The sequence below is a fragment of the Gilliamella sp. B14448G11 genome (genome assembly GCF_016101765.1).
In the GTDB taxonomy this organism is placed as follows: Bacteria; Pseudomonadota; Gammaproteobacteria; order Enterobacterales; family Orbaceae; genus Gilliamella; species Gilliamella apicola_N.
This window is the reverse complement of the sequence record NZ_JACFPX010000006.1, coordinates 64,519-77,412: the sequence shown is the minus strand read 5'-3', so window position 1 is coordinate 77,412 and position 12,894 is coordinate 64,519. Positions and strand designations below refer to the sequence as shown.

The window sequence follows — 12,894 nt, the reverse complement described above, 5'->3', positions numbered from 1 at the left end:
AGGAATAAATATGTTTTCAGGTGGAAAAGGTGGTTTGGGCAATTTAATGAAGCAAGCTCAACAAATGCAAGCAAAAATGCAACAAGCACAAGAAGAGATTGCCAAATTAGAGGTGACAGGTGAATCAGGCGCTGGCTTAGTTAAAGTAACAATAAATGGTTCACATAACTGTAAACGTGTTGAAATTGATCCCTCTTTAGTTACGGAAGATGATAAAGAGATGTTGGAAGATCTGATTGCTGCTGCCTACAATGATGCGACTCGTCGTTTAGATGATGCACAAAAAGAGCGAATGGCACAAGTAACTGGCGGTATGCAGTTACCACCAGGCTTTAAAATGCCGTTTTAATTGATTTTATTATATTAATTTAATCTAACTTTTTTGCCGATTATTAAACAGTAATCGGCAAATTCTTTTCAGCCATTGCCTGTCTATTTATACAGTTTTTCTTTATTAATCTTTTTCTATCAGGTAAACTAACAACCGCTTACTTATAAATTAATTGCTACTCTTGTTCGTCAAATAAAAATTAATGATTAAATAATGAATATGTTATTTTCAAGAGCCGTCAATTATTTCAACCAACAGTAAATTACTAAGGATAAATTGTGATAGGCCGTCTACGTGGAACCATTATTGAAAAGCAACCACCTAAAGTTCTGATTGAAGTGGGTGGCGTCGGCTATGAGGTTTTTATGCCGATGACCTGTTTTTATGAACTTCCTGACAATGGGCAAGAAGTGATTGTATTAACCCATTTTGCGGTGCGGGAAGATGCACAAATATTATATGGTTTTAATCAAGAACAAGAACGAGAGTTGTTTCGTGAACTGATTAAAGTCAATGGTGTAGGCCCTAAATTAGCGTTGGCAATTTTGTCTGGAATGTCTGCACAACAATTTATTAGTGCCGTTGAGCAGGGTGAAATTAAAACTTTAGTTAAATTACCAGGTGTTGGCACTAAAACAGCAGAACGTTTGATTGTGGAAATGAAAGATCGCCTTAAACGTTTTGCTGAGCAGCTTTCACCGATAAGTACAGTTATAGAAGCCAGCAGCGTTAAAAAATCATCTAACCAAATAGAAAGTGAAGCTGTATCAGCACTCATCGCATTAGGTTATAAACCACAAGAAGCCAGTCGAATTATCAATAAAGTTATATTACCTGATATGGATTGTGAAACGCTTATTCGCGAAGCATTAAAATCAGCATTATAAATAGGGATTTACTATGATTGAAGCGGATCGCTTGATTGCACCTCAAGCCAAAAAGGAAGAAGAATCACTGGATCGTGCTATTCGTCCTAAAAGCTTGGACGAATATATTGGGCAAGCACAAGTACGTGAACAGATGAAAATTTTTATTCAAGCTGCCAAGCAACGTAGCGATGCACTTGATCACGTGTTAATTTTTGGTCCGCCAGGACTAGGTAAAACAACTTTAGCTAATATTGTTGCTAACGAAATGAACGTTAATTTACGTACTACTTCTGGCCCTGTATTAGAAAAAGCAGGTGATTTAGCTGCAATGTTAACCAATTTAGAGCCCAACGATGTGTTATTTATTGATGAAATCCATCGCCTTTCACCTGTAGTAGAAGAGATTTTATATCCAGCTATGGAAGACTATCAGCTTGATATTATGATAGGGGAAGGTCCCGCAGCACGTTCAATTAAAATCGATTTACCTCCTTTTACACTTATTGGTGCAACAACGCGAGCGGGTTCGTTAACCTCGCCTTTACGTGATCGTTTTGGTATTGTGCAACGTCTTGAGTTTTATCGGGTTGAGGATTTGGAATATATTGTTAGTCGTAGTGCTAAATTTTTAGGTATGGACTTATCTGATGAAGGTGCACATTTAATTGCCAAACGTTCACGTGGAACGCCTCGAATTGCTAATCGTTTATTGCGTCGCGTGCGTGATTATGCTGATGTAAAATCAAAAGGTGTGATTGATCAAAAAATTGCGTCCCAAGCACTTGATATGTTAGATGTGGATAACGAAGGTTTTGATTATATGGACCGTAAATTATTACTCACCATTATTGAAAAGTTTATGGGTGGGCCTGTAGGTCTTGATAACATTGCAGCTGCCATAGGTGAGGAGCGTGAAACCATCGAAGATGTGCTCGAACCGTTTTTGATTCAACAAGGTTATATTCAAAGAACGCCAAGGGGTCGAATTGCAACACCACATGCTTATCGACATTTTGGTATTATTCAAGATGAGTGATTACTTTTTTAAAAAAGTAAAAAAGATATACAAAAGCGCGACTCAAACTTGGTCGCGCTTTTCGTTTCGAGGTTTGGTTTAACCAAGTTCTTTTTCAGTAAAAATACCACTAAATAAATCCGTACTAAGATAACGCTCACCAGATGACGGTAAAATTACCACAATGGTTTTATTGGCATTTTCAGGTAATTTTGCTAAACGATCAGCTGCATAAACGGCTGCACCGGATGATATACCTGCTAAGATACCTTCTTTTTCCATTAATTCTCTCGCAGTTTCAATGGATTGTTCATTTGTGACCTTTTCAACTATATCAATCAAGCTTAAGTCTAAATTTTCTGGAATAAACCCAGCGCCAATACCTTGAATTTTGTGTGGTCCTGGTTTAATTGGCTCACCCGCTAGGGCTTGGCTAATAACTGGAGATGTAGCCGGTTCAACAGCTACGGCTGTTATGTTTTTGCCTTGAGTCTTTTTAATATACCGAACTGTACCTGTAAAAGTGCCTCCAGTACCTACACCAGCAATAAAAATATCTACTTGGCCATCCGTATCGTTCCAAATTTCTGGTCCAGTGGTTTTTTCGTGAATTTCTGGGTTGGCTGGATTACTAAATTGTTGCAGCATGATGTTTTTTTGAGGATTACTTGCAACAATCTCTTCGGCTTTTTCAATTGCGCCTTTCATGCCTTTTGCAGCTTCAGTCAAAATTAGATTAGCACCTAAAGCTTTAAGTAATTTTCGACGTTCTATACTCATGCTTTCTGGCATGGTTAAGGTTAGTTTATAACCTCGTGCTGCAGCGACTGCTGCAAGAGCAATACCTGTATTACCACTAGTAGGTTCGATTAATTCAACATCCGATGTTAATAACCCGCGTTTTTCTGCATCCCAAATCATATTTGATGCAATACGACATTTAACACTAAAACTAGGATTGCGAGATTCCACTTTGGCTAAAATATTACCATTACCAAAATGTTTTAAACGAACTAGAGGCGTGTGACCGATGGTTTGTGAATTATCATCAAATATTTTACTCATTAAATAATCCTTATAAATAACTTTAAAGGGAATAGCGTTTAAATAAACGCTGACGATAACAATATTATAAAGGTAACTTAAAAAGATGATACTAAATAATAATTATAACAATATTCGTTTTTGATATAAGAAAGATGTAATTTTATTGATAACTAATAATGTGTTCATAAAATAGTACACAATTGAAGTTAATATAATTTGATATCATCCCAGTATAAAAATTCAGAATTATTTGATAAATTAATGACTTTTAATGAAGCAAAACGATAAAACAAGTACTGTTAGGTTGGTAGTAAATAAGTTTTTATTTATGGATGTTATTTAAGGAAATCGAATGTTTGAATCAAAATATTCTGTGCCAAGAAATATTGATAAGCTTATTTCTAAATTAAAAATTACAACAGATTCTCATAATTCTTATATTAAATTTTTAAAGAAATATAATGTCATTGCTTTTGATGAGGATGTGTTTGATTATTCCATTGACTGTCAAGGTGAATCACTTCCGCTTGAAGTAATGTTCGGATTCTCTAAGAAACGAGATCGGGAAGATGTAATTGCTAATAACTGGATGTATTTAAATAGAATCCCTAAACGGTCCATTGCTATAGCATCTTTAAATTTCGGAGATTTACTTTGTTTGTATCCAAATGGCAAAGTTTATCATTGGGATCATGAAATTAATGATTTATATTTTGATATGACAGTCAGAAATGGTTATTTAGAGCAGAATCTAGATTTAAAGCTTGTCGCTAATTCCTTTGATGAATTTCTAACAAAAATTATTAAAACCGAAATCGAAGATTATGATCCTAATGTTCCTTATTCTGATGATTATATAGATTTTTTGATGAACGATTCTAAATACTTTTTTATGTCTTCGAAAAAAATAATTCAGGTGCGTTTAAAAAAATTAGAACTTTCTGAAAAAGGACGTGAGTTGATAGCGAAATTTAAAAGAGAAGGGCTTATAAGATAAAAAAGGATAATTTCATTAAAAAGGATCATCCAAATGATAGATTTTAATGAAGATATAATAAGCTATAAAACTTTGGGTAATATTGAGATTGGTCGTGATGTGGAATTTTATGCAGACGAATTATATGAAAATTTTGATGTTGAAGAAAGCACGTGGGAAAAACCATGTTCTTCAAATGAAGTTGGATACGAACTAAAATATTTGTATTTCTTGAATAATAGAACGATAACTATTTCTACAAATTGTAATGGTCGAATTGAAGAGTTATGGTGTAATCAAAATTATAAAGGAAAATATAGAAATAAATATAAAAATGAATTATATGCTGGCATTACAATGGGAGAACTGCTTAATTTAACAAAAAAACAGCTTATTTTTTTGGGTGAACTTATTCTTGATGACGACTATGGAATGTCTATTACGCCTCCCTCTCCATGGGATGAACTAGATGACTATTTTAAAGATATTCCATCAGATTTAACGCTAAATGAGATTTATTTTGGTAATCGTGATTGTTATCGGACAGTATATAAAAAAAAGAGAAGAAAAAAATCAAAAATGTGGAAAGCAAGACGAGGTAGATAATAAAGCCGATATAATAAGCCCTAAATTTATATGAAATATTTATGTTTTATATAAATTTAAGTTTTATTAAATTTATATAAATATTATTGTAATCAAATAAACTCGTTAAGTACCCAGATTTCCATCAAGACAGATGTTGAAAGCTGTATTATAAAGAGCAGATATAAGCAAATAACTTAATTCAATCTAGGCTATCGTTTTCCATTTCTAATTCAATTTTTTTTATTGCTTGTTCACAGCGATAGATTCGATTATCTAATGTCGCAACTTTAATATGATCAATTGAATCAGATGAAAGTTCAAATTCATATTTCATATCTTGTAATCGCCTTAGATAATCCAAATGTCTTGAGTGTTTTTCTGCAAGTGTTTCCAGAATAACATAGTCTGTTGGCTGCTTACGTAAATGTCCAGTAGCAAGCTCGCGGGTAAGGGCGGAGATTTGATCAATAAGCTTTTCTGAAAAAAATTCAATTTGCATCAATTTTTGAGAGAGTACCGCATCGCAAAGGGCTTGATAAGTCTGCTTTATTTTATCAAGATAGAATTGGTTATTGGATTCGATTTTGCTAGTGTTAAACAAATGTTCATCGAAATAATGTTCTTGAAAAGATTGTTGATCTGTTAAATTGATCTCTTGTTCAAGTACATTTATTTGATTTTTTAATTTTTCCAAAAAATTTTGCATGAGTTAATCTTCATTATTGGTTAGATGCATCATCATCTTGTCCAAAATAATTACCTAAATGAATTTTAGATAAGTTTATAAGTTGCATTAATGATTCAAACGTTAATTTTTCATTTGGGTTTGCGTTAACATTTAATACTTTTTTCTCGATGAGTTGTAATTTGATTCGGTTATAGCAATCCACTAAATTAAGGGGTAAAGGTGATTGTGAACGTCGACCCAACCAATATATACCTTGTAATGGTAAGCTTAAAGCAAACAAAATAGTTAAGATTGTTACTGCAAGCTGGGCTGGCATATAATATTGCCAAACAATTAGCCCTACAATGCAGGGTGGCAAATATTTTGTTATGGTTTTTATGTGGTTAATGATTTTTAATTCAGGAAACGAATGCATCAATTGCTGATCAGTCGGACAAAGCTTCATATACCTTTGTCCTGCCTTAAATGTATTAACTAAATTCATCTTGTTGGGATACCTCGACATTCACTTATTATTGTCTTAAAATAATGTCATTCAAATTGGAGACTCTCTCTATTTTATCTCAAAAAGCAAGATATCAGAAGTCACCTTAACAGTCACATCGATTTTTAAATCATGTGTTGAGTTACCAATTTTGATTGGTATATATCTTTTTATTCAATTTATAGGAATTACTATGTCATCAAGTAATAACGCTCTTGTTCTTAATTGCGGAAGTTCTTCATTAAAATTTGCCATTATTAACCCTGAAAATGGTGATGAGTTTTTATCGGGGTTAGCTGAATGTTTTAATCTTCCTGATGCACGTATTAAGTGGAAACTTGATGGTGTTAAGAACGAAGCTTCTTTAGGTGCTGGCGCTGCTCATAGTGAAGCAATCAGATTTATTGTTAATAGCATCTTCCCTCAAAAACCAGAATTATTAGATAGTATTAAATCTATTGGACACCGTATCGTTCACGGTGGTGAAAAGTATACTCAATCTGTCGTAATCGATGATTCAGTATTAAAAGGTATTGAAGAAGCTGCAGCATTTGCACCTTTACACAATCCTGCGCATTTAATCGGTATTCGTGAAGCTTTTGCAGAATTCCCTCATCTAAAAACTAAAAATGTTGCCGTATTTGATACTGCATTCCATACAACTATGCCGAAAGAAGCTTATTTGTATGCTATTCCAAACGAACTTTATACAAAACACGGTATTCGTCGTTATGGTGCACACGGTACTAGTCACTATTATGTTAGCCGTGAAGCTGCAAGATTATTAAATAAACCAGTTGAAGAAACAAACGTAATCACTTGTCATTTAGGTAATGGTGCATCAATTACTGCTGTTAAAAACGGTAAATGCGTTGAGACTTCAATGGGCTTAACTCCACTTGAAGGTTTAGTAATGGGTACACGTAGTGGAGATATCGATCCTGCTATCATGTTCTTCTTACACGATAATTTAAATATGTCAGTCGCTGATATTAATAATCTTTTAAATAAAAAATCTGGTTTATTAGGTTTAACAGGTGTAAGTAGCGATTGCCGTTATGTAACTGACAACTATGGCAAAGATGAAAATGCAACAAATGCTTTAGATGTCTTTGTTCACCGTTTAGTTAAATACATTGGTGGTTATGCAATGCTTTTAGACGGTCGTTTAGATGCAATCGTATTTACTGGTGGTATTGGTGAAAATTCTGAAGAAGTTCGTCGTATGGCATTACAAAAATTAAGTATTCTTGGTTTTGAACTTGATCAAGAACGTAACCTTGCTGCACGTTTTGGTAAAGGTGGTACAATCACTAAAGACGGCTCTGCGGTTGCAATGGTGATTCCAACTAATGAGGAACTTGTTATTGCTCAGGATGCTGCGCGTCTAACTGCTTAATAAACGATTAAAACCGCCGAAATGGCGGTTTGTTTTTACATAAAAGAATTAAGAGGAAAATAATTATGTCTCGTACTATTATGCTAATTCCAACCGGAACCAATGTAGGGTTAACAGGTGTGAGTCTTGGTGTTATTCGAGCTATGGAGCGTCAAGGTATTAACTTAAACGTTTTTAAACCAGTTGCGCAGCCAAGAGCAGGTGGTGATGCCCCTGACAACACCACTACATTAATTAGTAATAACACATCAATTCCTGCTTTAAAACCACTTAAAATGAGTCATGTTGAAAACCTATTAGGTTTAAATCAACAAGATGTGTTAATGGAAGAAATCGTTGCCCTTTATGCTGAAAATACTAAAGGTGCTGATGTCGTATTAGTTGAAGGTATTGTTCCAACTGCTGATTATCCTTTTGCCAATGAATTAAATAATAACATCGCTAAAACGCTTGGTGCTGAAATAATCTTTGTTGTTAATATGGGTAAAGATACACCGGAACAATTAAAAGATCGTATTGAAATTGCCCGTTCTAATTTTGGTGGCGTTAAAAATGAAAAAATCGTGGGTGTCATTGTTAATAAAGTAAATGCACCTGTAGAAGAGCAATCTCTTGCTCGTCCAGATGTTGCAGAAATTTACCATACTCATAAATTTGATGGTGAAAAAATCACAATTGAAGATTTAAATCGTCATAGCCCAATTCCTGTGCTTGGTTGTATTCCTTGGAATATTGATTTAAGTGCTTGCCGTGCAATTGATATCGCTAAACATTTTGATGCCAAAATCATTAATGAAGGTTCAATTCAAAGCCGTCGTATTAAACATATCTCATTCTGCTCACGCAGTGTGCAAAACATCATCAGCCATTTGCAACCAAATGCATTACTTGTGACTTCAGCTGACCGTTCTGATGTATTAGTAACAATCAGTTTAGCTGCTATGAATGGTGTGGCAATTGGTGGTGTATTGTTAACTGGCGGTTATGAAATTGATGAAAAAATCTATAAATTATGCCAACCAGCTTTTGATACAGGCTTACCTGTATTTACTGTTAAAACAAATACATTCCAAACTTCAATTAATTTACAACAATTCAATTTAGAAATTCCGGTTGATGACAAAGAACGTATGGATAATACACAAAACTTTGTTGCTGACCATATTGATGCAAATTGGATCAAATCATTAAATGAAGTGGTAAGTTCAACTCGTCGTTTATCTCCTCCTGCTTTCCGTTATCAGCTAACTGAACTTGCACGTAATGCGAAAAAAGTGGTAGTTTTACCAGAAGGTGATGAACCAAGAACAATTAAAGCTGCAGCAATTTGTGCAGAGCGTAATATTGCAAAATGTGTACTTATTGGTAATCCTGATGAAGTTCGCAAAGTAGCAGCGTCTCAAGGCGTTACATTAGGTGCTGGCGTTGAAATTGTTGATCCAGAAAATATCCGTGAAAAATATGTGCCGCGCTTAGTTGAATTACGTAAAAATAAAGGTATGACAGAAGTTATTGCGCGTGAGCAATTAGCTGACAATGTTGTGCTTGGTACAATGATGCTTGAAGCTAACGAGGTTGATGGTCTAGTATCAGGTGCGGTTCATACCACTGCGAATACCATTCGCCCACCGTTACAATTAATTAAAACTGCCCCAGGTAGTTCACTTGTATCATCTGTCTTCTTTATGTTAATGCCAGACCAAGTTTATATCTATGGTGACTGTGCAATCAATCCAGATCCGAACGCACAAGAACTTGCTGAAATTGCTATTCAATCAGCAGATACCGCAATTGCCTTTGGTATTGAACCACGTGTTGCGATGATCTCCTATTCAACAGGTAGTTCTGGTCAAGGTGCTGATGTTGAAAAAGTGAAAGAAGCGACTCGTATTGCTCAAGAAAAACGCCCAGATCTAATGATTGATGGCCCATTACAATATGATGCAGCAGTTATGCCTGATGTGGCTAAATCTAAAGCACCAAATTCACAAGTAGCGGGTAAAGCAACAGTGTTTATCTTCCCTGATTTAAATACTGGTAATACCACATATAAAGCTGTACAACGTTCTGCTGATCTTGTATCAATTGGTCCAATGTTACAAGGTATGCGTAAACCTGTTAATGACTTGTCTCGTGGTGCATTAGTTGACGATATCGTTTATACTATTGCATTAACAGCTATTCAATCGGCGCAAGAGCAAAATGCTGGTAAATAGTTTATATTGATGTTTCAATTTGTGAGAGGTTATTCAATAACCTCTCATTTCAACCAATCTATAACGTTTTGTCCTTTATAAAAACAAAAATGGTTAAAAATAATGTTTGTTATATATTGTTTATAGCTGTTATTGCGTTCAAATTCATTACATTTAAGAATAATTTATTTAGTTTAATTTATTTTTAATTCTAAGCTAATCCTATTTTTAGTGATCTAATTAAATAGTTATTTTTTGTATTTGCTCATTTCATTCATTTTTAAATGACTAAACAAGTAATGTTTATGTCAGTAATTCTAATTTACTACATAAAAATAACTCTTATCTTTTAATAAATTGGTTTTAAATTAATGTTATTAGAGGTAAAACGAAATGAACCGTTCTAATCAAAACTTAATTCAAGTCATTGCACCAAATATATATCAAGATACTGCGTGGAATGAATCCGAAGTATTAGGCTATACCATGTGGTTATGGAATAGAAACCCTAGTTATCGAAATGCGGCGATAAGTTCAGCATTAGAAGCATTACTTCCTATCATCCAGTCTAAAAACTTTATTTTATTGATTAAAAATAATAGACCATTAGGGTACCTCAATTGGGCTTATTTGAATAAGGAAGAAGAATGGCAATATTTAAATAAAATGAAAAGTTATCTCAATTTTGTCCAATGCAACGAAAAGGATGAAACAAAACGACTATGGCTTTTATCTTTTTTTTGCCCATTTGGATTGAATGAAGTTTTACTCATGAAATCAATATGTAAAAAAGTATTAAAAAATAATCTTTGCTTTTTTGGTTATCACAAGTCAAAAGCAAAACCTGTTATTAAAACAGTTCAATGTTAGGGTATATTCACCAAGAATTTTGAATCAAATATCTAAAAAAATTAATATTATTATTGGTGCTAGCTTTGTTTGTCCTGAATTAGTAAGAGGTATTACTCAATAAATCATAACAGTTTTAATTTTGTCGATTTAACCTTTTACTTATATTGCACAAAAGTGTTTATGGATTCTGTTGAGTATGACAAAATAGAATGGTAATAACAATACTGCTTGCTACAGTAACTCAAAGTCTCATGCAAGTTTTTATATCTTAACTCAAAGCAAATTGCATGAGTAATTTATCATAATTAGGATAAATCATGACAAAGGGCTATGATTTATACCATCGCCAATGTTTGGATTAATTTTATAAAATCTAGTCACGTAGATATAAGTAAATACCAATTTGAAAAATATAATAATACTGGGGGGATTGGTAGGTGCAAACAGCCATAATTAAAGATACTTATTTGTAGATTGATGCACGTTTTGAACATGATCTTGGCAATACTATCCCCGAAAATATCGAAATAATATTGGTGTTGAAAAAATGGTAATTGTTGTTCAAATAAAAAGCAAACAATAAACTAACATCCTAATTAATATATACCTAGTGAAATTATATTTACTGTGTATATTTTTCTATTATTCAGATATTTTCCTTTAAATATTGATCAGTGAGTAAGCCTGCAAATCCCTCAGCCATGCTTCACCTTAATTGCAAATTTTATTTCCCTAATATGCTAAATATCTTTTTTATGAATATTTATTACATAAAAAATGCTGATACGCTATTTAAGCATAATGATTAGATGATACAATACCAAGCAATTTTTATATTGGCTTATATTTTAGGAATTAAAATTGATGAATAAAGACATCCACCAACAGCGTATATTGATTTTGGATTTTGGTTCACAAGTAACGCAATTAATTGCTCGAAGAGTTCGTGAAATCGGTGTGTATTGTGAACTTTGGCCATGGGATGTTTCGGAAGAAAAAATTAAACAATTTAATCCTAAAGGCATCATTTTATCAGGTGGCCCTGAAAGTACGACCGAACAAAATAGCCCAAGAGCGCCTGAATATGTATTTAACGCTGGTGTGCCTGTGTTAGGTATCTGCTACGGTATGCAAACTATGGCAATCCAAGTCGGTCAGGGCGGACAAGTTACAGCATCTAATCAACGTGAGTTTGGTTATGCTAAAGTTGATATTGTTGCAAAATCCAAATTAACCGAAGGTATTTTAGATAGCACAAGTGATGCGGGACTTGAGCAACTCGATGTTTGGATGAGTCATGGCGATAAAGTCACTTCATTACCCGACACGTTTACTTTAATCGGGCAAACAGAAACATGCCCATTTGCCATTATGGCTAACGATGAAAAACAGTTTTATGGCGTGCAGTTCCATCCGGAGGTAACGCATACTGTTAAAGGATTAGAGTTACTGCAACGTTTTGTTATTGATATCTGCCAATGTGAAAAATTATGGACACCTTCTTCTATTATCACTGATGCAGTTGCTCGTATTAAAGAAAAAGTTGGCAAAGATAAAGTATTATTAGGTCTTTCTGGTGGCGTTGATTCATCAGTTACCGCATTATTATTACATCAAGCTATTGGGGATCAGTTAACTTGTGTCTTTGTTGATCATGGTTTGCTGCGTTTAAATGAAGCAAAGCAAGTAATGGAGATGTTTGGTGATAAATTTGGTTTAAATATTATTGCTGTTAATGCAGAAGACCGTTTTATGGCTGCATTAAAAGGCGAAACCGATCCAGAAGCTAAACGTAAAATTATTGGTCGTGAATTTATTGCCGTTTTTGATGAAGAAGCAGCAAAATTAAAAGATGTCAAATGGCTTGCTCAAGGAACTATTTATCCTGATGTTATTGAATCCGCTGCTGCTGACACAGGTAAAGCTCATGTCATCAAATCTCACCATAATGTGGGTGGTTTACCTGAAGATATGAAAATGGGCTTAGTTGAACCATTACGTGAATTATTCAAAGACGAGGTACGTAAAGTCGGTCTGGAACTTGGTTTACCTTACGATATGCTTTATCGCCATCCATTCCCGGGACCGGGTTTAGGTGTTCGGGTATTGGGTGAGGTAAAAAAAGAGTATTGTGATTTATTAAGACAAGCCGATGCGATTTTTATCGAAGAACTTTACAAAGCCGATTTATATCATAAAGTTAGCCAAGCATTTACCGTATTTTTACCAGTACGCTCGGTTGGCGTCATGGGCGATGGACGCCGATATGATTGGGTTGTCTCACTGCGTGCCGTTGAAACCATCGACTTCATGACCGCCCATTGGGCTCATCTTCCATACGACTTCTTAGGAAGAGTATCGAATCGCATTATCAATGAAGTAAATGGCATATCACGAGTTGTATACGACATAAGCGGAAAACCACCTGCTACTATAGAGTGGGAGTAAAG

General features: G+C 34.3%; 12 protein-coding genes. 9 read left to right on the top strand and 3 right to left on the bottom strand.

The window, feature by feature from the left end; all coding sequences use genetic code 11:
* Nucleotides 1-10: 10 nt before the first annotated feature.
* The 3 genes from H3S88_RS06160 to ruvB all read left to right on the top strand — a co-directional run bounded on the left by H3S88_RS06160 (nucleotide 11) and on the right by ruvB (nucleotide 2,236).
* The gene (locus tag H3S88_RS06160; protein ID WP_025315741.1) at nucleotides 11-349 is read left to right on the top strand and encodes a YbaB/EbfC family nucleoid-associated protein; all 339 of its coding nucleotides are present in this window, start codon (nucleotides 11-13) and stop codon (nucleotides 347-349) included.
* A gap of 260 nt (nucleotides 350-609) precedes the next feature.
* Entirely contained in the window at nucleotides 610-1,218 is a 609-nt protein-coding gene (gene ruvA / locus H3S88_RS06155; RefSeq protein WP_025315740.1) for a Holliday junction branch migration protein RuvA, read from the top strand.
* A 13-nt stretch (nucleotides 1,219-1,231) separates the two neighbouring features.
* On the top strand, nucleotides 1,232-2,236 hold the full coding sequence (gene ruvB, locus H3S88_RS06150) for a Holliday junction branch migration DNA helicase RuvB (protein WP_025315739.1): 1,005 nt from the start codon (nucleotides 1,232-1,234) through the stop codon (nucleotides 2,234-2,236).
* A gap of 78 nt (nucleotides 2,237-2,314) precedes the next feature.
* Here the strand turns inward: ruvB and cysK are convergent, their stop codons facing one another.
* Complete coding sequence (cysK, locus tag H3S88_RS06145; protein WP_025315738.1) at nucleotides 2,315-3,280, bottom strand: cysteine synthase A; 966 nt, start codon at nucleotides 3,278-3,280, stop codon at nucleotides 2,315-2,317.
* Nucleotides 3,281-3,614: 334 nt separating this feature from the next.
* Between cysK and H3S88_RS06140 the strand changes: the two genes are divergently transcribed.
* Nucleotides 3,615-4,259 (top strand): SMI1/KNR4 family protein, encoded by a 645-nt coding sequence (locus H3S88_RS06140; protein ID WP_198228227.1) that lies wholly within the window; start codon nucleotides 3,615-3,617, stop codon nucleotides 4,257-4,259.
* Nucleotides 4,260-4,292: 33 nt separating this feature from the next.
* Nucleotides 4,293-4,844 (top strand): hypothetical protein, encoded by a 552-nt coding sequence (locus H3S88_RS06135; RefSeq protein WP_198228228.1) that lies wholly within the window; start codon nucleotides 4,293-4,295, stop codon nucleotides 4,842-4,844.
* Nucleotides 4,845-5,025: 181 nt separating this feature from the next.
* On the opposite strand, the gene priC is transcribed toward H3S88_RS06135, so the two are convergent.
* The gene (priC, locus tag H3S88_RS06130; RefSeq protein WP_144091194.1) at nucleotides 5,026-5,532 is read right to left on the bottom strand and encodes a primosomal replication protein PriC; all 507 of its coding nucleotides are present in this window, start codon (nucleotides 5,530-5,532) and stop codon (nucleotides 5,026-5,028) included.
* Nucleotides 5,533-5,545: 13 nt separating this feature from the next.
* The gene (gene yfbV, locus H3S88_RS06125) at nucleotides 5,546-5,998 is read right to left on the bottom strand and encodes a terminus macrodomain insulation protein YfbV (protein ID WP_198228229.1); all 453 of its coding nucleotides are present in this window, start codon (nucleotides 5,996-5,998) and stop codon (nucleotides 5,546-5,548) included.
* 193 nt (nucleotides 5,999-6,191) lie between these two features.
* Here yfbV and H3S88_RS06120 point away from each other — a divergent pair, with 193 nt between their 5' ends.
* The 4 genes from H3S88_RS06120 to guaA all read left to right on the top strand — a co-directional run bounded on the left by H3S88_RS06120 (nucleotide 6,192) and on the right by guaA (nucleotide 12,892).
* Complete coding sequence (locus H3S88_RS06120; RefSeq protein ID WP_065739007.1) at nucleotides 6,192-7,397, top strand: acetate kinase; 1,206 nt, start codon at nucleotides 6,192-6,194, stop codon at nucleotides 7,395-7,397.
* Nucleotides 7,398-7,462: 65 nt separating this feature from the next.
* On the top strand, nucleotides 7,463-9,613 hold the full coding sequence (pta, locus tag H3S88_RS06115) for a phosphate acetyltransferase (protein WP_198228230.1): 2,151 nt from the start codon (nucleotides 7,463-7,465) through the stop codon (nucleotides 9,611-9,613).
* A 372-nt stretch (nucleotides 9,614-9,985) separates the two neighbouring features.
* A complete protein-coding gene (locus H3S88_RS06110; RefSeq protein ID WP_198228231.1) occupies nucleotides 9,986-10,462 on the top strand; it encodes a toxin-activating lysine-acyltransferase in 477 nt (158 codons plus the stop codon).
* Between the two features lie 846 nt (nucleotides 10,463-11,308).
* Nucleotides 11,309-12,892, top strand: a complete 1,584-nt coding sequence (gene guaA / locus H3S88_RS06105; protein ID WP_198228233.1) for a glutamine-hydrolyzing GMP synthase — start codon at nucleotides 11,309-11,311, stop codon at nucleotides 12,890-12,892.
* The last annotated feature ends 2 nt before the right edge of the window (nucleotides 12,893-12,894 follow it).